This is a genomic window from Kordiimonas lipolytica, assembly GCF_042651265.1.
Lineage (GTDB): Bacteria > Pseudomonadota > Alphaproteobacteria > Sphingomonadales > Kordiimonadaceae > Kordiimonas > Kordiimonas lipolytica.
In genome coordinates this window covers 72413-95395 of the sequence record NZ_JBHSCR010000013.1, presented here as the reverse complement: position 1 = coordinate 95395, position 22983 = coordinate 72413, and the positions used below count along the sequence as shown (strand labels likewise).

The 22983-nt window shown below is 54.7% G+C and carries 21 protein-coding genes; 2 read left to right on the top strand and 19 right to left on the bottom strand.

The window, feature by feature from the left end; translation table 11 throughout:
• Nucleotides 1-2 precede the first annotated feature (2 nt).
• The 17 genes from ACFO5Q_RS12170 to ACFO5Q_RS12090 form a co-directional block, all read right to left on the bottom strand.
• Nucleotides 3-1490 (bottom strand): sigma-54-dependent transcriptional regulator, encoded by a 1488-nt coding sequence (locus ACFO5Q_RS12170; protein ID WP_068148972.1) that lies wholly within the window; start codon nucleotides 1488-1490, stop codon nucleotides 3-5.
• 17 nt (nucleotides 1491-1507) lie between these two features.
• Nucleotides 1508-2530 carry a hydrogenase expression/formation protein HypE gene (gene hypE, locus ACFO5Q_RS12165; RefSeq protein WP_068148970.1) on the bottom strand — a complete coding sequence of 341 codons (1023 nt, stop codon included), beginning with the start codon at nucleotides 2528-2530 and terminating at the stop codon, nucleotides 1508-1510.
• The gene (hypD, locus tag ACFO5Q_RS12160; RefSeq protein WP_068148967.1) at nucleotides 2527-3672 is read right to left on the bottom strand and encodes a hydrogenase formation protein HypD; all 1146 of its coding nucleotides are present in this window, start codon (nucleotides 3670-3672) and stop codon (nucleotides 2527-2529) included. The genes hypE and hypD overlap by 4 nt, the downstream gene beginning before the upstream one ends.
• The gene (locus ACFO5Q_RS12155) at nucleotides 3669-3923 is read right to left on the bottom strand and encodes a HypC/HybG/HupF family hydrogenase formation chaperone (protein ID WP_068148964.1); all 255 of its coding nucleotides are present in this window, start codon (nucleotides 3921-3923) and stop codon (nucleotides 3669-3671) included. Before ACFO5Q_RS12155 ends, hypD begins: the two co-directional genes overlap by 4 nt.
• A gap of 9 nt (nucleotides 3924-3932) precedes the next feature.
• Nucleotides 3933-4835 (bottom strand): hydrogenase nickel incorporation protein HypB, encoded by a 903-nt coding sequence (gene hypB, locus ACFO5Q_RS12150; protein WP_068148962.1) that lies wholly within the window; start codon nucleotides 4833-4835, stop codon nucleotides 3933-3935.
• On the bottom strand, nucleotides 4835-5176 hold the full coding sequence (hypA, locus tag ACFO5Q_RS12145) for a hydrogenase maturation nickel metallochaperone HypA (protein ID WP_068148958.1): 342 nt from the start codon (nucleotides 5174-5176) through the stop codon (nucleotides 4835-4837). Before hypA ends, hypB begins: the two co-directional genes overlap by 1 nt.
• A gap of 1 nt (nucleotide 5177) precedes the next feature.
• Nucleotides 5178-6263, bottom strand: a complete 1086-nt coding sequence (locus tag ACFO5Q_RS12140; RefSeq protein WP_068148954.1) for a hypothetical protein — start codon at nucleotides 6261-6263, stop codon at nucleotides 5178-5180.
• Complete coding sequence (hybE, locus tag ACFO5Q_RS12135) at nucleotides 6260-6880, bottom strand: [NiFe]-hydrogenase assembly chaperone HybE (protein ID WP_068148951.1); 621 nt, start codon at nucleotides 6878-6880, stop codon at nucleotides 6260-6262. The genes ACFO5Q_RS12140 and hybE overlap by 4 nt, the downstream gene beginning before the upstream one ends.
• Nucleotides 6877-7095 (bottom strand): rubredoxin, encoded by a 219-nt coding sequence (locus ACFO5Q_RS12130; protein WP_068148950.1) that lies wholly within the window; start codon nucleotides 7093-7095, stop codon nucleotides 6877-6879. The genes hybE and ACFO5Q_RS12130 overlap by 4 nt, the downstream gene beginning before the upstream one ends.
• On the bottom strand, nucleotides 7095-7952 hold the full coding sequence (locus ACFO5Q_RS12125; RefSeq protein ID WP_068148946.1) for a hydrogenase expression/formation protein: 858 nt from the start codon (nucleotides 7950-7952) through the stop codon (nucleotides 7095-7097). Before ACFO5Q_RS12125 ends, ACFO5Q_RS12130 begins: the two co-directional genes overlap by 1 nt.
• 11 nt (nucleotides 7953-7963) lie before the next feature.
• The gene (locus ACFO5Q_RS12120; RefSeq protein WP_068148942.1) at nucleotides 7964-8398 is read right to left on the bottom strand and encodes a thioredoxin domain-containing protein; all 435 of its coding nucleotides are present in this window, start codon (nucleotides 8396-8398) and stop codon (nucleotides 7964-7966) included.
• Between the two features lie 48 nt (nucleotides 8399-8446).
• The gene (gene hypC / locus ACFO5Q_RS12115) at nucleotides 8447-8722 is read right to left on the bottom strand and encodes a HypC/HybG/HupF family hydrogenase formation chaperone (RefSeq protein WP_068148936.1); all 276 of its coding nucleotides are present in this window, start codon (nucleotides 8720-8722) and stop codon (nucleotides 8447-8449) included.
• Nucleotides 8722-9411 (bottom strand): HyaD/HybD family hydrogenase maturation endopeptidase, encoded by a 690-nt coding sequence (locus ACFO5Q_RS12110; RefSeq protein WP_068148933.1) that lies wholly within the window; start codon nucleotides 9409-9411, stop codon nucleotides 8722-8724. Before ACFO5Q_RS12110 ends, hypC begins: the two co-directional genes overlap by 1 nt.
• A 244-nt stretch (nucleotides 9412-9655) precedes the next feature.
• The gene (gene cybH / locus ACFO5Q_RS12105) at nucleotides 9656-10366 is read right to left on the bottom strand and encodes a Ni/Fe-hydrogenase, b-type cytochrome subunit (RefSeq protein ID WP_068148930.1); all 711 of its coding nucleotides are present in this window, start codon (nucleotides 10364-10366) and stop codon (nucleotides 9656-9658) included.
• 9 nt (nucleotides 10367-10375) lie between these two features.
• Nucleotides 10376-10945 (bottom strand): HupE/UreJ family protein, encoded by a 570-nt coding sequence (locus tag ACFO5Q_RS12100; protein WP_068148929.1) that lies wholly within the window; start codon nucleotides 10943-10945, stop codon nucleotides 10376-10378.
• An 11-nt stretch (nucleotides 10946-10956) separates the two neighbouring features.
• Complete coding sequence (locus ACFO5Q_RS12095) at nucleotides 10957-12756, bottom strand: nickel-dependent hydrogenase large subunit (RefSeq protein ID WP_068148926.1); 1800 nt, start codon at nucleotides 12754-12756, stop codon at nucleotides 10957-10959.
• Entirely contained in the window at nucleotides 12756-13832 is a 1077-nt protein-coding gene (locus ACFO5Q_RS12090) for a hydrogenase small subunit (RefSeq protein WP_068148924.1), read from the bottom strand. The genes ACFO5Q_RS12095 and ACFO5Q_RS12090 overlap by 1 nt, the downstream gene beginning before the upstream one ends.
• 488 nt (nucleotides 13833-14320) lie before the next feature.
• Between ACFO5Q_RS12090 and ACFO5Q_RS12085 the strand changes: the two genes are divergently transcribed.
• Nucleotides 14321-15574, top strand: coding sequence for a DUF3422 domain-containing protein (locus ACFO5Q_RS12085; protein ID WP_082719926.1), 1254 nt, complete (start codon nucleotides 14321-14323; stop codon nucleotides 15572-15574).
• 309 nt (nucleotides 15575-15883) lie between these two features.
• Nucleotides 15884-17860 carry a BCCT family transporter gene (locus tag ACFO5Q_RS12080; protein WP_197421149.1) on the top strand — a complete coding sequence of 659 codons (1977 nt, stop codon included), beginning with the start codon at nucleotides 15884-15886 and terminating at the stop codon, nucleotides 17858-17860.
• A 9-nt stretch (nucleotides 17861-17869) separates the two neighbouring features.
• Here the strand turns inward: ACFO5Q_RS12080 and ACFO5Q_RS12075 are convergent, their stop codons facing one another.
• The gene (locus tag ACFO5Q_RS12075) at nucleotides 17870-19852 is read right to left on the bottom strand and encodes a tetratricopeptide repeat-containing sulfotransferase family protein (protein ID WP_068148917.1); all 1983 of its coding nucleotides are present in this window, start codon (nucleotides 19850-19852) and stop codon (nucleotides 17870-17872) included.
• A 91-nt stretch (nucleotides 19853-19943) separates the two neighbouring features.
• Complete coding sequence (locus tag ACFO5Q_RS12070; protein WP_197421145.1) at nucleotides 19944-22469, bottom strand: TonB-dependent receptor; 2526 nt, start codon at nucleotides 22467-22469, stop codon at nucleotides 19944-19946.
• Between the last annotated feature and the right edge of the window lie 514 nt (nucleotides 22470-22983).

Here is a 22983-nt window from a genome sequence, read left to right as displayed (position 1 = left end):
GCCTATTTACCTGTTGCGGTCTTTCGATTTGTGCGGATGGGTTTCACATTTTCAAGACCAAACCTGTCTAGCTTACTGCGAAGGCCAACGCGTGACAAACCAAGTTCTTTCGCGGCCTGTGATTTGTTCCAGCGGTGCCTGATCAGAGTTTCCTTGATGATGCAGGCCTCAAGTGCGTCAACCCGCTCCCGCAGTGTGCCTTCAAGGGTGGCAAAATTGTCAAGGTGGCCCTCTTCATCGGTGGGACTTGCATGCAGGATATGCCTTGAAATCAGGTTGGCCCCTAGAAGCTTTCCTTCTTCGCCCACCACCAGCATATGCTGTATTTCATTTTGAAGCTCCCTCACATTTCCTGGCCAATCATAGTCGCACAGGCATTCGATCGCTTCCTGATCAAGGCCCTGGACCTTCTTGCCAAGCTTTTTCATCGTGTTTGTGAGCAGGGCGTGGGCCAGCACCGGGATGTCGCCCGCGCGATCCTTCAATGAAGGAAGGTGAATAATCATGCCGGTGAGCCGGTAATAAAGGTCGGCCCGAAAACGCCCTTCTTTTACTTCGTCCTCAAGGTTCTTGTTCGTCGCCGCGATTACACGTACATCCACCTTCTTGCTTTTTCCGCTGCCAACGGGCCTGATCTCGCCCTCTTGGAGAACGCGCAACAGCTTGACCTGGAAAGCCTTTGAAACCTCGCCAATCTCATCAAGAAAAACGGTGCCGCCATCGGCCCGTTCAAAAAGCCCTACATGATCGGTGACAGCGCCCGTGAAGGCGCCCCGCTTGTGGCCGAAAAGTTCGCTTTCAAGAAGTTGGTCAGGCAGGGCTCCGCAGTTTTCGACCACAAATGGCTTGTTCCACCGCAGGCTGCCATAATGTAGCGCGCGGGCTGCCAGCTCTTTTCCGGTGCCGGACGCTCCCGTGATCACTACAGAGACATCATAGGGGGCCACTTGCCGCAGGGTTTCGCAGATTTCGTTCATGGGGCTGTTTTTGGAACGCACAATGCCGTCATTGAAATCATACTCCTGCCGCAGCTTGTTCCGTCGGTCAGACATCTTGCTTTCAGCATTCGAGACTGACATTTTCAGCTCAATAGCAAGGAGTTCATGCTCGCGCTGCAGCTTGTAAAGGCGCACAGCGTTTTCCAGCGTCAGGATCAGGTTTTCCGGGTGCCAGGGCTTGGTAATATATTGATAGATGCCTGCTTCATTGAGGCCTTCGATAATGTCGTTTGGGTCGCTATAGCCTGAAATGATCATGCGAATGATGTCGGGCCAGCGCGAGCGCACGTCGGTCAGGAACTCCACCCCGGTCTTGTCGGGCATTCGCTGGTCACAGAGGATTACCTGAATCCACTCATTCTCCAGTATTTCGCTTGCTTCGGCGACATTCTTTGCGGTCTTGACGTCAAACTGCCCCCCCAGAATACGTTCCAGGGATTCAAGCGATCTGACTTCATCATCTACAATCAGAATGGATGGCAGGTCCGTCATTTATTCCTCCAATCCCATTAACATATGCGCGGCAACTGCTCGCCCGCAAGCCAGTCGATCATTCGGGTGCCGCCAAACATGGTTGTCATCCTGACCATCTTGTTTGGGTCTTGTGTGACCGCGCCGATCATGGATGCTTCTTTACCCAAAGGGTGCGCGTGCATCACGGATAGCAATTTGTCTGCATCTTCGGCATTGCAGATGCAGACCAGCTTGCCTTCGTTTGCAATATTCAGGGGGTCCAGTCCCAAGAGCTCGCAGGCGCCGGATACCGCGGGCTTGAGGGGGATTTTCTCTTCTTCAATCAACATGCCCACGCCGGATTGCCCCGCGATTTCATTCAGCGTGGCGGCAAGCCCGCCTCGCGTCGGGTCACGCAACACTGATATGGATGGGGCAGCAGCGAGCATGTCGCTTACAAGGCCGTTCAGGGCTGCACTGTCCGAGACAATCTCGGTCTCGAACTCCAGGTTTTCGCGTTTTGAAAGGATGGCGACGCCGTGGTCACCAACGGTGCCATTGATCAGGATAGCTTGCCCCGGCACGGCCTTGTCGCCGCCGATTGCCAAACCATCCTCAATCACGCCAACGCCTGTTGTGCTGATAAAGACCCCGTCGCCCTTGCCTTTTTCGACAACCTTGGTGTCACCGGTGACAACAGATACATTTGCTTGTCTCGCGGCATCCCCCATGGAACGGACAATTTCCTCGAGGTCCTCCAAGGGGAACCCTTCTTCCAGAATGAAAGAGGCCGAGATATAAAGCGGCGTTGCCCCCATCATGGCCACGTCGTTGACAGTGCCATGAATGGCAAGGGAACCGATATTGCCGCCGGGGAAAAACAGCGGCGAGATCACATGCCCGTCTGTTGCCATCACCAGCCTGCCGCTTGCTTTGGGCAAAAGCGCCCCGTCATTGGCCTGCGACAGATATTCATTGTCCAGATGTTTCCTGAATATATCGGTGATCAGCCGGTCCATGGTGCGACCACCGCCGCCGTGCGCCATTTCAATGCAGGCTTTATTGGTTTTTCCCGTCATGCGACTTTGCCCTCGCTCTGGTCTGCGCGGAAACGGCCGTAGCTATAATATGCGGCACAGGCCCCTTCTGACGACACCATGCATGACCCATAAGGCGTTTCCGGCGTGCAGGTTTTGCCAAACAGTTTGCAGTCCAGCGGGCCTTTGGTGCCGCGCAGAATGGCCGGGCATTCACAGGATTTGACCTCCCGGGATTGTTTGGGTGCAATATCGAAGCGTTTTTCGGCATCATAGTCTGCGAAGCTGTCCCTCAGTTTCAGGGCGCTGTTCGGAATTTGGCCAAGCCCACGCCATTCAAAACTGTCCCGAAGCTCAAAGACCTCAGCGACCAGGGCTTGCGCCTTCTTGTTGCCGTCTGCGGTCACCACACGGGTATATTGATTTTCGACGTCATGACGCCCTTCATTGATCTGGCGCACGATCATGAGGGCCGCCATCATCACATCAAGCGGCTCGAACCCCGTGATGACAACAGGCTTTTTGTATCTCTGTGCGGCAGCTTCATAGGGGCGGGTGCCGATAATGGTGCTGACATGGGATGGTCCCAGAAATCCGTCAAGTTCAACGGGCGGCTCATCCGGCGTGCCGGGGGTGTCGAGGATGGCACCTACAGCGGCAGGCGTTAGCACGTGGTTTGAAAAGACCGAAAAATTTGAAAGCCCGGCTTCTTTCGCTTTCTTGACGGCCACGGCCGTGGGCGGTGTCGTGGTCTCGAACCCAATGGCAAAGAACACCACCTGTTTGGTCGGGTTGTCTGCTGCGATCTTCAGGGCATCAAGGGTTGAATAGACCATACGAACATCAGCGCCGCGTGCCTTTGCCTTCAGAAGGCTGTTCTGCTTGGTGCCGGGAACCCGCATCATGTCACCATAGGAACAAAGGATCACGTCATGATTTTCGGCAAGCTCGATCGCATCGTCCAGCCGCCTGATAGGCAGCACACAAACAGGGCAGCCGGGGCCGTGGATAAATTCAAAATTTGCGGGCATCAGGTCTTGCACCCCGTAGCGGAAAATGGCGTGGGTGTGGCCCCCGCAAAACTCCATGACACGGTATGTGCGGTCGGGTTGTACCTCTTGCGCGATCGCCCGCGCCAGATTGGCAGAGACATCCTTCTGGCGGAATTCGGTGATATATTTCATGAGGCTTCCCCAAGGCTTTCCCGCACTTCTTCGGTAAGCACGCCGGCCTCGGCCATGATTGTCAGTGTTCGCTCGGCCTCTTCCTCGCTTACTTTGTGAAGGGCGTATCCCACATGCACCAGCACATAGTCGCCAACTTGCGCGTCTTCGATCAGGGCGATGGACACGGATTTTTTCACGCCCTCCAGTGCGACAACAGCCATGTCTTCGCCCTCAAGCGCGACTATTTTTGCGGGTAATGCAAGGCACATCGGCGCCTCCTATGCGCTTTGTTCTGACAGGGGGTGCCCGGCCAAAATCATGGAGTGAGCAGCAGACAGCCAGGACAGCCAGTTGTCCATGCCCTCTCCGGTGGTGGCGGAAACCTGCAGTATTTTGGCGGCTGGGTTCACCTTACGGATATTCTCGATGGCTGCATCCACGTCAAACTCGACATAAGGCAACAGGTCAACCTTGTTCAGGAGCACCAGGCCGGAAGCCGCAAACATGTCAGGATATTTAAGGGGCTTATCCTCACCTTCGGTGACGGAAAGGATAGCCACCTTGTGGGCTTCCCCCAGATCAAACGCAGCTGGGCACACCAGATTGCCAACATTTTCAATGAAGACGAGGCTCGCGGGCTCCGGCTTCAGGGTTTCAAGGGCATGGCCCACCATATGGCCGTCAAGATGGCATCCCTTGCCGGTATTCACCTGAATGGCGGGTGCGCCGGTTGCCCTGATGCGGTCTGCGTCTGCGCTTGTCTGCTGGTCGCCTTCAACCACAGAGCAGGCGGTTTTGCCTTTCAGGTCGTTCAAGGTGCGGACCAGCAGCGTGGTTTTTCCTGAACCAGGGGAGGAAACGAGGTTCAGAGCAAGGATGCCCTGATCCATAAAATATCCCCTGTTTCTGGCGGCATACTGGTCATTTTTGGCCAGAATATCCTGTTCGATCTGCACGATGCGGCTTTGGCTCAGGCCGGGTACGCTGGTACCTGCAATACCGGCGCCATAATCATGCGCATGAGTATGGTCATGATGGTGGTGGTCGTGATCATGATGATGCCCGTGACCATGGTGGTGGTCATGACTGTGATCGTGGCTATGGTCATGCGCATGAGCATGCTGCCCATCCTTGCCTTCAATCTGTACATTGCCGTCACTACATCCGCATACTGTACACATCAGTCTACCTCCAGTTCCTTGATTCTCAGTTCTTCCCCGCCGGTTATTTGCAACTGGTGCGAATTGCAGGTGGGGCAGGGGTCATATCTGTTCTTGATCGTGATAGATGCAGCACAAGGCAGACACCAGGCCGTGCCTTTTGTCTCTATGATTTCGAGAGCGGCATCTGTCGCAAGTGACCCTTTCGTCACCACGTCGAAACCAAATTTCAGCGCATCAACTTCGACGCCGGAGAAAGGCCCGATTTCCAGGCGGACTTTTCTGACAACCGAAAAACCCTGCGCAGCCGCTTCTTGCTGAAGGGTCTGCAGGATGCTTTCACAAATCGCCATTTCATGCATGTCAGACACCCTCCAGAACATATGGAACGCACGGGTCGGCGGTACGTACCATCATATTGGCGACATCAGAGAGTTGCGATCTGTTTTTCTCAAATATCTGCTGGAAAATTCTTTGAGCCATGCCGTCAGGGCTGAAATTCACATGGGACGGCGAGGAAATCCGGTACCGGGTCACTATGTTGCCATCCAGTTTCACGCTATGGATAAGGCGGCCTCTTGCTACCTGTACTGTTGCGCTGGCACACCCGCCCTCCAGGGAGCATTTGGTTTCAATTGCCTTGTCCCCCGAATAGGTATTTCGGATGAGGTCCGGTAATTTTGCAATCTCCACAAGGCGGCACAGGAGCCTTGCCAGAAGCCCACCTCTTGGCCCTGTTTCGCATGAACCGATAAGCTTTTCGTTTCTCCAGCGGGTATAGAGGCTGGTTTCCACCGTTGTGGCGTCGGTTGAGGTTTCGGCCGCCATGGTAGGCGCCGGGTCCTGGGCGGCGCCAATCTGCTGCCAGCGGTTTTTGATGACATAAGCCATGGCGCGGGCTGGAAGCTGTTGTCCGTTCAGGCACCAGCTATCAATCTCGTTCCCGCGCAAGCTCAGCCAGCGCGCCAGGGGTATTTCAAGAATTTCGCATTCGATGAATTTCTCAATCTGCGCCAGGGTTGGTTCAAGACCTTTTGGCCCTTGTGACCCAGAGGCATTCTCCTCGTCGAAGATAGTCTTGATGGCATCCACAAGGACCTTGGCGGCAGGGAAGGCGAATTTCGGCGCTGTAGCGCCCGTCCATTTGGGCCAGTCAATCGCCAGCCGCATAAGGTTTTCCCCCAGCCGTTCCGTAAGGATCAGGCATTCCCTTATGCGGCTTTCATGGCCGGTCGGCTGAACGGCTTTGGCTTGTTCAAAGGCCGTGAAAGCCGCCTGTGTCTGACCTGTGCGGCAAAGAGAATAAAGGGCTCCGATGCGCGATATCGCCTCCTCGCAAGAAATGCCTTCCAGTATTTTTTCTGGCTTGAAGGCTTCGCGCATGCCCACCTGCACCCGCCCGTTTTCTTCACGCGGAAACGCAATGGTGATTTTGCCTTCGAACGTCATGAAGATGCCTCGCTGGCATTACGGGCGTGGCCGGCAGAAATAAATCGCCGCCTGCTCATCTCGGTTTTGGAAAGTGGCACTTTTTCTTCCGCCTGCTCCGTGCTGTCTGAAGGTTGATCAAAGCTGTCCTCAGGGCTTGGCTTGGCCGGGCTTGCAGGCAATTCGCCGCGCCAGATCTGCGCCATTTCCTGTTCTTTTTCGCTAACACTTGTTTCCGTGTTCAGAAGTTCAAGCATCGACGTCTGCGCGACGGCGCGCGCTGTTTCCTGGTCCTCAAATTCCAGTACCGGAGAAAAGAGAGAGCAGGAAAGGTAGGTGCCCAGGGCTTCTTCATGGCTGCCGATAAATTCAAATTTTCCTGAAGGGAGCGATAGCATGCGTTTTTCGCCAACGCCTGGGGCGGCGTCTTCCCATTCTTCGCGCAGATACAGAATGCTCAGAAACCAGGGCGTGATCAATATTCCCAGATAGCCACCTCCCCACTCCTGAAAGCCGACTGGCTCGACTTCCAGCTTATGGTTCAGAAAAGGCAGTCCCGCCATGCGGCTTGCTTCAATCTCCCTGAAGCAGTCAGCCACCCATAAGGGCAGATCATTTATGGCGTCTGGGTTTGTCATTCAGATATTTCCAGAAATCCTGACTTTTCGGCGTCACACTCAGGGCAGCTCCAGTGGTCCGGGAGCTTTGAAAAAGGTGTGCCTTTAGGGATTTGCCAATAGGTATCGCCTTCAGCCGGATCATAGACATGCCAGCAGATTTTGCATTCCAGTTTGGCGTCGTCGGCCAAACTTTGTGCATCACCTCCATAGGACCCGTCAAAGAAGGACGCCATCAGACATAAACTCCCAGAATTTCTGTCAGTCTGTCGGCGCTTTCCTCCATGTCTTCGGGGGCCGCGCAAACAACTTCCGGCAATTTGGTGATCTCGATCGAGTTCAGGATGACGGTATCCTGCGAATTATAATATTGCACCCACCATGTGTTTTTGGTTTTGGTCGACGACACGCGGCAGTTGCCGTAGCCGCGCGAAAGCACAATCACATTGCCTTCGCCCACCTGCTGGGTGATGAACTGAAGATCATTTTCCGTGTGCGGTAGCAGCGACAGGTTAATGGCGTGAATGCCGCCCGGCTTTTCTGCCACGGGGATATGTTCGTTGATTTCGCTGAGGAGGGCAGGTGCGTTAAACACACCCTCCATAAAAACACGCGGGATCTCGACCTTTGATTTTGCGCCCTGGCCGGCAATTTCTTTGGCAATCGACGGGAAATCAGCGACTTCGATATAATCCTGAACATCGCCGCCGTCTGTCTTGCCCCGGATGCGCCAGACGCCCGCGAGGATGGTTTCCTGTGCCTGCATATCGGGGCCCGCGATAACCGAAACCTCGCCTTCACCCAGCACCTGATTGACGAAGTCAAGATTGTCTTCAGACAGGCCGGTCAGGTCAAAATAGCGATCCTTGCCGTTCAGGCCTCCCGCTTTCAATGTAGTAAGGACGTCTTGGAGGATGGTGAGGGCGGCCTTCATCCCCCTGGCTTCTTCGGGCTCTGGCAGGTCAGGCGCCTCATAAACCGACATTTCCTTCGGCATGTCCATATATTCAAGCTGCGCGCCGTCTTCATCAAGGGGTTGGGTGCCTGGCCCTGTGGCCGCGGGTCCAGTAAAGCTGAGAGGTGTATCTGACATGGGCTTGCCTTCTAGTTTGCAGGTTGTTGGGGCTGGGTGGCGCAGCCATCAGGCAGGCTGTAGGGCGGCGGTGCGCTGGGTGAACGCTTTAGGATGTCACTGATTTCATTGATATAATCAGTCCAGTCCTGAATTTTCTGAATGGTTCCCAGATAGTCGCCCTTGCGCAGAAAAACGAGTGCTGGATAGGCGTTAAAGCGGTATTTGAGCTGCAGGGCCCGTTCGCTTTCCCGGTGGACTATCACTGCTTCAAAGATATTCTCAAATGCCTTAACAAGTTCAGGCAGCACCACAGCCACATCGTCGCTATCTGCCATTCTTGCGGCGTCGCCCGCAAAGAACAGGACAATATCCTCCCGGTCCGGCGCATAGGCTTCAAGCTCATCAGCAGACATGATCTTGAAATTTTCGCGTTCAACGATTGATTCCAATAGGGGTGAATACATTGGTTTTTGCTCCCTCAATTATTCTTGTCGTTTTGCCGATTGCGCCGATTACGTCGCTTCTTTTGCAATAAGGTCGGCAAACAGATGGTCGATGTCGGTCTCGCCCTGCATTACCTTTTCAAGGGCAATCAGGGCATTCAGGCTTTTCAGGGCATCGTCTTCACTGATGATTTCTCTGGCGGCATTGATAAAGACCATGACCCATTGGCCGGGCTCCACATTTCCAACAAGGATGGTATCAATGGTGCGCTGTTCCCCGCGATAGTCGCACAGGGCCTGGCCAAAACCGGCTTCCAGCACTTTCATCGGCAGGCCGACACACATCAGCTTTGGCCCTGGCTGTGCAATATTTCGTCAATCTCGGCTTCGAAATCCTCAGGTCCCTGCCAGCCTTCGCCAGCCACAATGCGGGCATCTCCTTTTCTATAAGCCATGGCATCGTCCGGGCGTTCGGCCTCATAGCGGCTCAGGACCATATGCTCACATGCGATTGTCAGTTCTTCATCAAGCGGGGTGCTTCGTTTTTCGCCGTTGATGCCATGGGCGATCAGATAGCCAAGCGCCATCTCGATGGCTGGCTGAATTTGCGCCTTTACCTGTGGGCGAAGGCTTCCGCCATAGTCATCAAGTTCAACGGGCTGCACACCCACGAGAAGCAGATGCTTGGGATAGTCCCCCATCATTTCAGCCATGGCCAAAACTTCCTGGAAACCGGTCTGGTGAAGCGAGATTTTCTTGACCCCCAGGAATTTCGGGACTTCGTCGCCCTCGACGCGTTTGAGCGTGCCCGGCTCAAGGCCGTAGTCAACGGCATCAAACACGATCAATATATCCGCGTCACGAATATGCTGAACCAGATAGATGCCCTGTGTGCCGCCATCCATGACTTTGACATTGGGCGGAAAAGACCAGTTTTGATGCAGGCTTTCAACGGCGCGCACGCCGAAACCTTCATCTGCCCATAGCAGGTTGCCGATGCCCAATATCAGGACGGATGGTTGGGTTTCACCCATAGCCGACTTCTCCCCGTTGCCCCTTCAAGGGGCGCTCTTCCCGTCGCCATGAAAGGCAAGGGCCGTGCCAGAAGCATGTCAGCTTCCAAACTGGCAGAAATACTGGAAGTTTGTATTCCACCCCCTCATTAAGTGGAAAGTAACATTCCATTATGCGCAATAGGTGGAAGAATATAATACAAAAATAGCGAGACCAGGCGGGCCTCGCTATTTTCTACCTGTTCCAGTCGGAAACTGGTTGGTTCTATTTCTGGTTAGACGACCTGCTATCCTTGAAGGTTCGCCAGCCAGAGAAGATGGACGATATGATCGATTGCCGCGACATGATGTCTTCCCGCACCGCTGCGTAGATATGAATGATCATGAAGCAGATAATGCACCACATGCCCAGATGGTGCCATGTATGCACATCCTGGCTTTGACCAAACAGTGGGATAACCCAGCTGGAGAAATAGTCGAACTGCCAGCTGCCCATGCCTGTTCCCTCGCCATAAAGGGCAAGGCCGGTAATGATCATAAAGACACTGCCCCAGACAAACATGATATGCATAACCAAAGCCGCCAGCGGGTTATGCCCCGTATATTTCAGGGGCTCCTTGGCCAGCATGGCATACCAGGCAACTTCGTGCTTCACCTCTGACCAGAACTTCCTTGTCCAGAATTTCGGCGCGAAAATCTCTTTGGCATGCTTGTTTCCTGCAAAAGCCCAATAGAGGCGGAACAGGAAACCGATCAGGAAAATATAGGCAGAGACGAAATGCAGATACCGTATCCAGCCGAACAGGTATGAATCGTATGCCTCACCAGACATTGTCGGCGGCGGTGATCCGATGAAATAACCTGTCAGGCAGAGGGTCAGAATGGCAAAAACATTTATCCAGTGCCAGATTCGAATAGGCGCTTCATAGACATATACGGCCTCTTCGGTATGGCTGGGAGTTTGAGTGGACGTCATGCCTCCCTCCTATGCGCTGGCCAGGATAAGCCCGACTGCGGCAACAGACGCGCCCATTGCTGGAACGGCATATTTGTTGCGCGATACAATCGACCCTACGGCATAGCCAAGAAGATGCAGGGCTATGCTTGTGGCAAGGAAGCCCACCATGTAACCGCCTACAGCGCCTGTGGCCTCGGCACCATGCGCGTGACCGTGAAAGAGGCCAAAGCCGCCAATCAAGGCAAGCGCCATAGCCATGGGCACCTTGTGGCGCAGAAGCATCAGGCCACCAAGCGCAATCAGCGACACAATGATCCCGGTCTCAATGAAGGAGGCAGAGGCGCCGCCAAGGCCAAGCCCGAAGCCAACGACAAGGGCTGCCAGGAAGGCCAGCGGCCCCTGGATTGCCTTTTTTGCTGGTGCGAGCGAAGCCCATAAACCAACCGCAAACATGGCGATCAGGTGATCGAGCCCGACCAGCGGGTGCAGAAGCCCTGCGCCCACACCTGCAAGATTGCCTCCTGTGTGGGCTGATGCAGCCCCGGCTACAGTAAGGGCGGCGATTGAAGCCAGACCAATTTTCGTATGTGTTTTCATGATAATCTCCCTTACCTGACTTTCACGGTGCTTAGTTCTTCGCCGTCCGGGCCCATCACATGGGTCGAACAGGCAAGGCATGGATCGAAACTGTGTAGTGTGCGCAGGATTTCGACCGGCTCTTCGGCACGTTCCATCTTGGTATTCATGAGTGAAGCCTCAAAAGCACCAATGTTGCCTTCCTTGTCGCGTGGGCTACCGTTCCAGGTGGTTGGTACAACGCACTGGTAATTGTCGATCTTGGTGTCCTTGATCTTGATCCAGTGGGCGAGGGCACCACGGGGCGCCTCAGTGAAACCAACCCCCTTCACTTCCTTCGGCCAGGTTTTGGGGTCAAAGTTTTCGGTGTTGGCCGTGGCAGTATCGCCGGCCTTGATGTTGGCGATCAGCTTGTCCATGAAATAGCGCTGCTTGCGTGCAGCCCACTGGGCCTCAAGCGCCCGGGCTGCTGTCCTGCCAAGGGTGGAGAACAGAGCGTTCAAGGGAACGTTCAGGGCGGACAAGGTGCTGTCAACTTGCTCCTTGATTTCTTCATGGCCCTGGGCGTAGCCAACGATATAGCGGGCAAGTGGGCCCACCTCCATCGCGTGGCCTTTCCAGCGCGGCGCCTTGATCCAGCTATATTTGGCGTTTTCGTCCAGCTGCTTGATGTGGGTGCGTGTGCCTTTGGCGTTTGGCCCAAGCTCGTATTTCGGCTCGGTAATGCCATCCCAAGGGTGCAGGCCTTTTGTTTCGTCCGGATACTGGTACCAGGAGTGCGGAACAAATTCCTGAATTTCGCTTGGGTCGCGCAAGTCCACTTCATGCACTTTACTGAGGTCGCCGTTGATGATAGCGCCGCGCGGCATCATCAGGTTACTGGCGCTATAGTCATTGGCCTTGTCCGGGATATCGCCGTAGGAAAGGACGCTGGTGCTGGAAAGACCACCACCATAGAGCCAGTCCTTATAGAAGGAGCCGATGGCGATAATGTCCGGGATATAGACATTCTCGATAAACTCGATGGACCGATCAATAATCTGGGAAACATAGTTCAGGCGTTCCATGTTGATGGGTGCGCCTGCAGCCATCGGGCCGTCCATGTTGATCGCACAGGGCACACCACCCACAAGCCAGTTGGGGTGAGTATCCTTGCCGCCAAAGATGGTACGGGTGGTCATGATTTCCTTCTGGAAATCAAGGGCCTCCAGATAGTGCGTTACGGCCATCAGGTCGGCTTCCGGGGGCAGTTTGTAGGCCGGGTTTGTCCAGTAGCCGTTCTTGAACGGCCCCAATTGGCCTGATTCAACAAACTTTTTCAGCCTGTTCTGGATATCCCGGAAATAGCCGGGCGAAGATTTCGCGTGCCGCGGCGATACCGCCTGCTGAAGTTCGGATGTCGCTTTCGGGTCTGCCTTAAGGGCGTTCACCGGGTTTACCCAATCCAGCGCATGCAGATGGTAGAAATGCACCAGGTGGTCGTGAATTTGCAGCGACAACTGCATGATATTCCGGATTGAGTTGGCATTTTCCGGGATCATGATCCCGAGCGCATCCTCAACCGCGCGCACCGATGTCAGGGCGTGCGTGCCTGTGCAAACACCGCAGATGCGCTGGGTGAAGGCCCAGGCATCCCGCGGGTCACGTCCTTTGAGGATAACCTCAAGCCCGCGCCACATGGTGCCGGTTGATACCGCGTTGCGGATGATATTGTTTTCATCCAGGTTAACTTCGCAGCGCATATGGCCTTCAATCCGGGTTACCGGATCAACGACCACGCGCTTGCCGCTGTCATCAAGATTAAATCCGTTTGGGGTTGTGATCGACGACATTAGCTTTCCCCTCCTTTTTCGCGTGCACGTTTGACGGCGCTGACAGCCGCATGCGCAGCTGCGGTCGCACCAACAATGGTGGCCGCTGTGCCGCCGATTTCATCGGCATTCTCTTCTATTCCAAATCCTTTGATGTCGGTCAGGCGGTCATAGAAACTGCCCTTATCCCAGAAGCCGTCTTCCGAACAGCCAATACAGGGATGACCCGCCTGGATCGGGAAGGACAGGCCGCCGTTCCAACGAACGGTGGAGCAGGCGTTATAGGTGGTTGGGCCCTTGCAGCCGACCTTATAGAGGCAATAGCCTTTGCGGGCGCCTTCATCGTCAAACTTTTCGACAAATTGTCCGGCGTCAAAATGCGGCCGCCTGTAGCATTTGTCGTGGATGCGCTGTGAATAGAACATTTTCGGCCGGCCCTGACGGTCCAGCTCCGGGAACTTCTCGAACGTGAGAATATAGGTGATGACGGCTGTCATTACCTCCGAGATAGGCGGGCAGCCGGGTACTTTAATGATCGGCTTGTCCGGCAGGCCGGGAACCTTGTGCACTGGTGTCGCGCGGGTTGGGTTTGGCCGCGCTGCCTGCACACATCCCCAGGATGCGCATGACCCCCAGGAAATAATGGCCTTCGCGTTACTTGCTGCATATTTCAGTTGTTCGACAAACGGCTTGCCACCAATAATGCAAAACATGCCGTCTTCATTGAGAGGGGGGTTTCCTTCTACGGCCAGAATGTAGTTGCCTTTATATTTCTCAACCACTTCATCGATAATAGCCTCAGCCTGATCACCGGCCGCTGCCATGATGGTGTCGTCATAGTCCAGCGAGATCATGGAAAGGATTACATCCTTCACGAGCGGATGCGCGGATCTGATGAAACTCTCCGAACAGCAAGTGCATTCAAGCCCATGCAGCCACAAAACAGGTATCCGGGGTTTGGTCTCCATCGCATGCGCAATTTTCGGCGCAAAAGCCGGTCCAAGCCCAAGGGCCGCGGCTGTTAGGCTGCAAAATTTAAGAAAACTGCGGCGCGTGATACCTTGCCGCCTCATTACATCGTAAAATGTCTCGGTCATGCCAAGCTTCTCCTCCCCTATCCTATAGCGGTGTGGCAAATTGTCCCTATTCCAACTGTCCTATCCGCAAGGCATGTGCCACTTATTCATTATTCAATTAAATCAATGCCTTAAGTTTATTTCTCTGCGAATGGACGACAAAATACGGCGTCAAAACCGAAAGGATTGGTGCCGATCTGATAAGTAAACTTCCACTTTGATTTTTGGTGTCCTGCCAGCAAGCCCGGTCGGGTGACACATAGATTGCAAATGGCTGGCTTTTTGCTTCGACAAGTTTTCAGAGCTGGGTGCAGGCAGTGCTCAGTTGGCGAAAAAGTGGCGGTGCAGAGCGCCTTTGCACTCTGTGCGGTCAGTAGACAGGTCGGTGGGCGGTCGTCAGCGGGGAGGCCCTTCTGGAAAATAGATTTCCAGGTCTTGTCCTGACCGGCAAGTGAGCTTCCGCTTTCCAGCCAAATGCAGGCCAGAATACGGGTACGGGCGATACTGATATGAGAGAACATGAGTTAAGGTATAAAATTGATGCGGAAATCCACAGCAGGCCACCGCTGTCTATTCCCACACCGGGACGGATATTGCATTTCGCCTGGCTGACCGGCTTCCGGAAGAAGGCAAATCCTGGGGCGGCGGTGAAAAAGGCGCTCAGGCTGCTCGACAAAGACCTGTCCACATTTGAGTCACCGCAAATCATCGTGGAAACAGACAATCTCAAGATCAAGTGGGAGCAACATAGCGAGTTCGCCAGCTTTACGCTTGTGCTGTTGAACGAGTCGGAAGACGGCAAGAAACTGGCGAACCGGATCACCGAAATTTTGGATACCCACAAGGGAAAGCGCCTGGTCGCCTGCCAGCTATATGTTATTGGCGGTAATCAGGCGTTGCCCGAAAATACTATCCGTGAGCTTGTGGGTTTTAACCAGTCTGCGGGTGCCATCATTGGCGGCGATACCGCGAAGGTCTGGACTGATTTCCGAATTGATATGGACGGGTTTTCCAAAATTGTTCTGTGGTTGGATTCTGTGGTTCCATCAAGGGCAGGACGTATCACCCAGCGATTGCTGGAAATAGAAACCTATCGAATGATGGCCATGTTGGGCTTCCCGGTCGCACGGAAGGCTCATGGTATCCTCAGTGAAATTGAGGGACGGTTTTCAACGATCATCCATGACGCCAGCCTTCAGGACATGGAGCTTGAAAGCCTCAAGCACTGGTTCGAAAAGCTTCAGGCAGTCAGTTCAGAGGTTAGTCGTTTGATAGACCAAACAGAATATCGCTTGTCTGCCACGCATGCCTATTCGGCAATCGTACAACAGCGCTTGCAGGATCTTAGGGAAGAAAGCATGGAGGGGAAAACCCGCCCTTCCGTTTTTCTGGAGCGACGGATGGGGCCGGCAATGGCCACTTGTGAATCGCTCAGGCGTCGGCAGGACAAGCTGCTCGCTCGGATTGATTCAGCGTCAGCCATGTTTCAGGGCCATATGGAAATAGCCATGGGCCTTCAGAATAATGCCATTCTGAAAACGATCAAAACGAACGCCGAACAACAGGTAAAACTGCAGCACACTGTGGAGGGCCTTTCGGTTGTTGCCATTAGTTACTATCTACTCGGCATCATTAGTCTCTTGCTCAAGGGCGGGGAGAAAGCGGGCCTGTTTTCAGGCTGGGAAATCCTTGCGGCAATATTGGCGCCACCTGCAATTGCAGCCGTTTGGTTGTTTCTCAGGCGACTTAAAAACAAGATTTAGTTAACGTTTGACCTTCGTCTCATCAATTGGGCCGCCTTTCCATCCAAGAGCAGACCTTCAGTTTTCCCTGTCAGGCGTCTCAAACTCGCCAGAAGCGGTCCTCGGGTGTGGAATTCAGTCTGGCTGGCTCAGGGTGGGTTAAGTGCCTGAGTGGAGAACGCAGAGTTCTATCGAATTCAAATTGTTATGTCTGGGCATATGTTGAAAAATGTGAAGACCCCTCATAGAAAGTGGCTGTTTTCTTTTGTTTTAGTATGTGGTTAAGTGTGGCCATTATATTTGAAGTCAAAAGAGTTAGGCGGCCCCTTTATGTTTGCGATGAATGAGGAAGACCAGGTAAACGCATCAAAGCTTGGCATCTTGCCCCCTGTGTTTTTCCCTGCGGCCATCGCGATCAGTTTGATCGTTATTGGCACCATTGTCGCGGGCGACAGCGCCGCAACCTTGTTTTCCTCACTGCAGCTATGGATTTCGGAAACTGCCGGGTGGGTTTATATGCTGGCGGTCACGGGTTTTCTGGTTTTCTGCCTGTATCTGGCCTTCAGCCAACACGGCGAGACGCGCCTTGGACCCAACCACGCTAAGCCCGATTATAGCTTCCTGTCGTGGTTTGCCATGTTGTTTTCAGCGGGAATCGGAATTGGCCTATTGTTCTTTGGTGTGGCGGAGCCGATCACCCACTATCTGGCGCCGCCCGACGCAGACCCACGCACTATTGAGGCTGCAAAGGAAGCCATGCAGCTTACTTTCTTCCATTGGGGGATCAACGGCTGGGCGATCTATGCCATCGTTGGTCTTATTCTGGCTTACTTCAGCTACCGCCATAAATTGCCACTGACCATCCGGTCCGCCCTCTACCCGATCATGGGTGACCGTATCCACGGACCGATCGGGCACGGGGTTGATGTGCTGGCGGTGGTGGGCACCCTGTTTGGCGTGGCCACATCGCTTGGTTTTGGCGTGTCGCAGGTGAATGCCGGGCTGAACCATCTGTTTGATGTGCCCGTGGGCACCGATGTACAGGCCACTCTTATTGTCGTGATCACGGCCTGCGCCACCGTGTCTGTCGTCTCTGGCCTAGACGCCGGGATCAAGCGGCTGTCGGAATTGAACATGATCCTGGCGTTTCTGCTGCTTCTGTTTGTGATCATTCTTGGGCCGACGCTTTTGTTCTTCAACAGTTTTGTTCAGAACCTGGGCCTTTACATAGGCACGATTGTTGAGCGTAGCTTTCGCCTGAACGCTTATAGCGGCGACCATGCCTGGATGAGCAGTTGGACCCTGTTTTACTGGGGCTGGTGGATAAGCTGGTCGCCTTTCGTTGGTATTTTCATTGCGCGTATTTCCCGCGGGCGGACCATTCGGGAATTTGTCATTGGTGTGTTGCTAGTGCCTTCCATTTTCACTTTCATCTGGATGACTGCCTTCGGCAATGGCGCACTATCATTTGAAGCTGCAGGGGCGGGCATCGCCGACGTGATAGCCAATAACCTGCCTTTGGGCCTGTTTGCTTTCCTTGAGCAGCTACCGTTCTCTAGCGTGGTTTCTTTTGTTACGGTCATTCTGATCATTACCTTCTTTGTCACGTCTTCGGATTCCGGGTCGCTGGTGATTGATACGATCACATCCGGCGGGCATATGGACCCGCCCCTGTGGCCCCGTGTTTTCTGGGCTGTGGCAGAAGGTGTTGTGGCAGCAGTTCTGATGCTCACGGGTGGGCTGGCAGCCTTGCAGGCAGCCACCATCACCACTGCGCTGCCCTTCACCTTTGTGATCATCATCGCCTGCTTTGGGCTGATGAAGGGCCTTCGGATGGAAGCGGCAAAAGCCAAAGGCGCGTCGGCAGTGCCAGACGTGCAGATCGTTGGCAAGGGCGCTTCATGGAAACAGCGCCTTAACGCGCTTCTTTCCTATCCGGGCAAGGCCGAAGTTGAAGCCTTTCTGGATGACGTGGTGCGGCCCGCGCTTCAGAAAGTCGCGGCAGAAATGCAGGTCAGTGACCATGATGCGAAAGTGGAAATTCTGCACGGCGGTACAGAGATCAAAATCCTGCATGGTGACGAGATCGACTTCCGCTATGCCATTGAGCCCAGGCGTCTGATGCAGCCGGACTTCGCCTATATCAGTAGGGATGATGAAGCCAAGCGTTTTTACCGGGCTGAGGTGCATCTTCTGGAAGGTAGCCAGGATTACTGCGTGTATGGCTTGACCGAAGAACAGCTGATCCACGATATTCTCAGCCAGTATGACAAGCACATCAACTTCCTGAACATCGCGCGGGTATAAGGCTTTTTGCTAGGCTTTGGCGAGTGGCCCAAGGGCCTCTCGCAGTGGGCCCAGATGGGCGTCGAACGGGCGCCAGGGTTCAAGCCCCTTGGTGTTGATCGGTTGGCGCACCTGCTCGGAACTGGCGGTGCGAACAGACCGGTCCGTCTTGTGGAATTCAAGGCAGGCATCTTCGAACGGCAGGCCGCAATGATCAAGGATGCGCCGCACCTGGGTCTCGAGGTCAGAGACCACATCTTCATATTGCACGCGCAGCACTTTGCCGGGCAGCACATTGTCCCAATGGCTCATCAGCGTGACATAGTCGCGGTAATAGCGGCCGATCTCCGCCAGGCCATAGGTGAATTCTTGGCCCTCAGCGAACAGTTGCTTGAAGCCAGAGAAACAACAGGCCAACGGATTCCGTCGTGCATCAATGATTTTGGCGTTCGGCAAAATCAGCTGGATCAGGCCGATGTGGCGGAAGTTGTTGGGCATCTTGTCGATAAAGAACGGCGCATCATGCCGGTGAATACGCGTGTCTTCGATATATTGTTCGCCAAAGGCGTGCAGCTCATCGGCGCTCAAATGCCACAGATTTTTGGGGTAACCGTCTTCCGCTTGCACGCTTTTCTGCGCCCGCAGCTTGTGCGCCAGCGACAGGATGTTCGGTAACTCCATGGTGCCGTCCACCAAGCTGTGGGACGCAAGGATTTGCTCCAACAGCGTGGAGCCTGCGCGCGGCAGGCCCACAATGAAGATGGGGTCAGGGGCAGGGCAGCCATGGCCCGTTTGCTTTTCAAAAAGCTCTCTGGTGCAGACGCTGGCTTGCGTTTCAAGCTCTTCCTGCATCTGGTCAGCCTTGTAACGGCACTGGTGGCGCTTTAATGCGTTGCCTTCCTCATAGTGGGGGAAGGAGCGGTCATAATCCTTGCAGTCCTCGTATGCCTTGCCCAGCGCAAACTCAAGCTGGATGCGTCCATCCAGCGGTAGCGCGCCGCTGCTGATCTGCTCTTCCATGGCTGCAATCTCAGTATCTTCAAAGCGGTAGGTCTTGAGGTTCGCGAGCGCGTAATAGGCGTCTGCGTGGTTTGGCTGTGCGGCGAACGCTGCGCGGTAGGATGCTACGGCTTCCTGCTGCTTGCCGATGGTCTTGAGGGCATGGCCTTTGGATGTCAGCGTGGTGGCGTCATGTGGCAGCTTTTCAAGGATGCGGTCGAACATCTCAAGCGCAGTGTCATAATCTCCCGCCTGCAGGCTTTCAATCGCATAATGGCTGAGGAACACGGGATTTTTTGGATCGCTATCAAACAGCGACTTGGCTTCTTCAAGTGCCCTGTCGAACTTCTGCCGCTTCCGAAGTACGGCGATATAATCAAGCCGTACTTGCACATTTTCAGGTTCGAACGCCAGCGCGCTTTCCAGCAGGAACTCGGCCTCATCCAGCACGCCAAAGCGAACGCCGATGTCAGCGAGCAAGCGCATGCCCTCAATATGCTTCGGGTTTGCCCGCAGGAAGGTGCGACACAGCTTTTCAGCCTTCAGGAGCTTGTCTTCATAAATAAGGTTGGTCACGGCCTGTAGTTCGCGCGGCAGGGATGAAAGGCGCGCTGCCTGCGCGGCAGCTTGCCCGGCCTCCCCGGTGCGGCCCATAGCCCGCAGAAGGTCTGCCTGCGCTTGCCAGCTGGCGACCAGCGCCGGGTTGGCGCGGCATGCAAGCTGATAGGCCGAAAGGGCTTCCATGGTTTTTCCAAGCGCGCGGTACAGATGGCCTTCTTCCTGCAGTGCACGACCGAAATCAGGGCTGATGCGCTTAAGGGTTTTCAGTGTTGCAAGCGCCGCAGCCGCATTGTTTGCATAGCGTTCGCACACGGCTTTCATATAGAGCGCGTCGATATGCTCTGGCGCGGCATCAAGTACGCCGTCCAGGCTTTTCAGGGCTTCATCGAAGCGCCCGTCGTAAATGAATTTTTGCGCCTGTTTGAGCGCCTGTGTGTGGGACGTGTCCTGCATGGGCCTACTATAGCGGCTGAGCGTGAAGGGGAAAGAGCGAAGGCGCCCCAAGTCGGAGCGCCTTCGGTAATTTTTTGGGCTGTTACCCCGATTAGTATTCGTACGAAAAGCGAACACCAAACGTACGCGGACGATTGGTGGTGATCCGCTCGCGGTCGAACACCAGATTGTTGTTGAGCTGTGCCCGCTCGTCGGTCAGGTTTTCACCAAACACTTCAACCATCCAGCCGTCTTTCCGCACACCGAACGCCAGGTTCATCAGGAAGTAGCTGTCCTGCTTGGCGCGGTTGATCAGCACGATGTCCGAATAAGACGAACCGGAATAAGCGATTGCCGGCTGGATGTGGGCCTCAAGGCCGTTGTCCATCAGCCACTCGTAGCGCACGCGCAGGTTACCCTGGAAGCTTGGCGCGTAGGAGAGGTCTTCGCCTGGCTGGGCGATGGCCACACTGGCGCCCACCAGTTCCTTGATCTCTGTGTCGAGGACGGAGAAGGCGGCAAAGGCGCTCAGGCCCGGAATGGACTGGGAAGCCCACTGCAGGTCACCTTCGATGCCTTTGATCTGCGCGTCTGCTGCGTTATCCGAGAAGAACAGGTTCGTTACAGTCGGGTCGAAAATGGTGGTCTGCAGGTCCTTGATGTCGACAATGAAGGCGCTACCGTTGAAGCGCACGCTATTGTCAAACAGGTCCAGTTTCCAACCCAGTTCATAGTTGGTCACTTCGTCGGTCCGGACAACGGCTGGCACGGCACCGCCGCCTGCGCCAGCAGGCCGGTTAGGCAGGCCAGGACGGAAGCCTTCAGAATAGGTGAAGTAAATCAGCGTATTGTCGTTCGGGGTCCAGGACACGTTCCCCTTGAATACCCAGCCTTTGGCTTCTGCGCCTTTCGGTACTGGTACACCGTTGATCACCTGGGTGCCGTCAAACTGGGTGTCCAGGTTGGTGCCAAAGGCGTTCACGTCTTCGCCGCCGAAGTTATAGAAGGACGAGTTGGCGCTGCCTTTCAGGCGCACATCCACATCGTGCCAGCGCGCGCCGGCCGTGATGGAAAGCGTATCCGGGATCACGTCAAACGTCGCTTCACCAAACAAGCCGACCTGTTTGTCTGTGCGGGTGATGTCGTTAAAGAAGATCACGCCAAGCGGCCGTGGGGTCGGATCGCTAACGCTGGAACCTGGCAGCGGGCCGTTTTGTGGCCAGCCGAACACGCCCGGTGTGAAGCTTTCTGCGAACTGCGAACCTGGGTAGGTGAAGTCATTGCGTTCGATCAGTTTTTGGTCGCTGTAGAAGCCGCCGAAGGTTGCCCGCGCGCGTTTGTCGGACGGCGTATTAAAGCGCAGTTCATGCGTCCAGACCTCTGTTTCCGTTTCAGATGCCACATAGAGGTTCGGCGCCTGACAGGTGCCGGATGGGGCAGCGTCACCCGGATAAGTAACCGAGCCGTCACAGATGTAGTAAGGCAGATACTGGCCCACGAACAGATAGTCGGTATAGTCCACCGTCTGGTCTGTGTCGCGGTTCAGGTAAGCGCCGGCATACACCACCTCAAGTGCGCCAAGGCGGCCTTCGATCGTGAGTGACGTGTTGTCGAAATCATCGCGGATTTCGTCAGGCGAATAACGCTGTACCGAGAGCTCATCCGGGTCGTCCAGTTCAGGATCGAAGAAGAAGACGCCTTCACTGTCGATCCGCTGGCGCGTGTGGCCCAGGTTCACTTCCCAGTCAGGTGTCGGGTAGTAACGCAGGCCAAAGCGCGCACCAGTATAGGACGCGTCGTTGAAGTTTTCTTCTACATACGGAAGGTTAGTGGCTTCAAGGAAGGTGACGCCAGACATGTCAGCGCCCGCCTGGAAGCCTGGGCTGGTTGGTGTTCCGTTCGGGCGCAGTTCAGTGTCTTTGAAGCGCGCGCTTTCAGCGGCCGTGATGGTGCCAGGCACGTTATCGATGTAACCGCCTTGGTTATCCACATAGAAGACACCGCGCACTGCGAGTTTGTCATCGATCAGCGGATAGTTGATCATCGCCTCAACCTTCTCGCTCATCTCGCCGCCCTTGGTGAAGGACACGCCGCCAGAGACTTTCGCTTGGAATTCCAGTGTATCCGGCTTGTTGGTGATCAGGCGGATCGTACCGGCCTGGCTGCTGGCGCCGAAGAGTGTGCCTTGCGAGCCGGGCAGAACTTCAATCCGGTTCAGGTCAGCGGCGTAAACGTCCAGGTTACGGCCAACCTGCGTTACAGGCTGTTCGTCAAGATAGAGGGCCACGTTTGGCGCAAGGCCTGCCACACCAGCCGTCGTCAGGTTGGGTGTGGTGGATGCCAGACCGCGGATATAAATAGTGCCCTGGCCTGGGCCACTGCCGCCAGCGGATACGCCAGGCAATTGCAGCAGATAATCGGTAAAGACATCCACATCAGTTTGTTCAAGTGCGGTCATGCCCATGGCCTGTACAGCCACGGGAATGTCCTGTGTGCTGGCGGCGCGTTTGGTGGCGGTTACCACAACCTCTTCGATGGCGCCATATTCGGCTTCTTCTGCTACTACTGTATGAGCAGCAGCAAAGATGGGGGCGGATGTCAAAAGGCTTAATTTTAGGGCCTTCTTGGCGGTAATCACAAAGTATCTCCCAGTTTTATTTTTGTGCACAAGTGCGGCATAGCCTCCGGCCTATGCAGGTGCGGGTACTCAAATACAGGTGACTAGTCAGTGAGGCTAAATTATTTGAGTTCAAACAATCTTATAGGGCGAGATTCGTGAGGAGTCGAATATTGATCCCTTAAAATATTATAATTTATGGGGTTACGGTAATGATCTGTTGCAAAAAGGTCGATAGAAAACAAAGTAAAATGATGTGTAGGCTGGGGCGAACATGTTGCTTTTATTCCGCAGGTAGAGGTGCGTATCGACCGCTGCGGGGTAGAGACGGAAAGATTATTCTCTCTGTCTAATGCACCTGCTGCTGTTCAGCGAAGCAGCAGTGGATTTCTATCGCTTGGGACGAAAGCTCTCGCTCTAGAAATGGCAGTGTTTGTTGGGGAGGTTAATATCTTCACCAAACATGTCTGGATAGGTACCTCCAGAAACAACAAAGGCAGCTAGCGGATCGCTAACTGCCTCTTTTCTGCGAAAC

Bases quoted from the DNA above. Each gene is read 5' to 3' on its own strand.
- hypD (WP_068148967.1), bottom strand. From the start codon at position 3,672: ATGAAATATATCACCGAATTCCGCCAGAAGGATGTCTCTGCCAATCTG.
- ACFO5Q_RS12130 (WP_068148950.1), bottom strand. From the start codon at position 7,095: ATGGCGTCCTTCTTTGACGGGTCCTATGGAGGTGATGCACAAAGTTTG.
- ACFO5Q_RS12090 (WP_068148924.1), bottom strand. From the start codon at position 13,832: ATGACCGAGACATTTTACGATGTAATGAGGCGGCAAGGTATCACGCGC.
- ACFO5Q_RS12120 (WP_068148942.1), bottom strand. From the start codon at position 8,398: ATGTATTCACCCCTATTGGAATCAATCGTTGAACGCGAAAATTTCAAG.
- ACFO5Q_RS12155 (WP_068148964.1), bottom strand. From the start codon at position 3,923: ATGTGCCTTGCATTACCCGCAAAAATAGTCGCGCTTGAGGGCGAAGAC.
- ACFO5Q_RS12085 (WP_082719926.1), top strand. From the start codon at position 14,321: ATGAGAGAACATGAGTTAAGGTATAAAATTGATGCGGAAATCCACAGC.
- cybH (WP_068148930.1), bottom strand. From the start codon at position 10,366: ATGACGTCCACTCAAACTCCCAGCCATACCGAAGAGGCCGTATATGTC.
- hypB (WP_068148962.1), bottom strand. From the start codon at position 4,835: ATGTGTACAGTATGCGGATGTAGTGACGGCAATGTACAGATTGAAGGC.
- ACFO5Q_RS12110 (WP_068148933.1), bottom strand. From the start codon at position 9,411: ATGGGTGAAACCCAACCATCCGTCCTGATATTGGGCATCGGCAACCTG.
- hypE (WP_068148970.1), bottom strand. From the start codon at position 2,530: ATGACGGGAAAAACCAATAAAGCCTGCATTGAAATGGCGCACGGCGGC.
- hypC (WP_068148936.1), bottom strand. From the start codon at position 8,722: ATGTGTGTCGGCCTGCCGATGAAAGTGCTGGAAGCCGGTTTTGGCCAG.
- ACFO5Q_RS12125 (WP_068148946.1), bottom strand. From the start codon at position 7,952: ATGTCAGATACACCTCTCAGCTTTACTGGACCCGCGGCCACAGGGCCA.
- ACFO5Q_RS12080 (WP_197421149.1), top strand. From the start codon at position 15,884: ATGTTTGCGATGAATGAGGAAGACCAGGTAAACGCATCAAAGCTTGGC.
- ACFO5Q_RS12140 (WP_068148954.1), bottom strand. From the start codon at position 6,263: ATGACGTTCGAAGGCAAAATCACCATTGCGTTTCCGCGTGAAGAAAAC.
- hybE (WP_068148951.1), bottom strand. From the start codon at position 6,880: ATGACAAACCCAGACGCCATAAATGATCTGCCCTTATGGGTGGCTGAC.
- ACFO5Q_RS12170 (WP_068148972.1), bottom strand. From the start codon at position 1,490: ATGACGGACCTGCCATCCATTCTGATTGTAGATGATGAAGTCAGATCG.
- ACFO5Q_RS12100 (WP_068148929.1), bottom strand. From the start codon at position 10,945: ATGAAAACACATACGAAAATTGGTCTGGCTTCAATCGCCGCCCTTACT.
- hypA (WP_068148958.1), bottom strand. From the start codon at position 5,176: ATGCATGAAATGGCGATTTGTGAAAGCATCCTGCAGACCCTTCAGCAA.
- ACFO5Q_RS12095 (WP_068148926.1), bottom strand. From the start codon at position 12,756: ATGTCGTCGATCACAACCCCAAACGGATTTAATCTTGATGACAGCGGC.
- ACFO5Q_RS12075 (WP_068148917.1), bottom strand. From the start codon at position 19,852: ATGCAGGACACGTCCCACACACAGGCGCTCAAACAGGCGCAAAAATTC.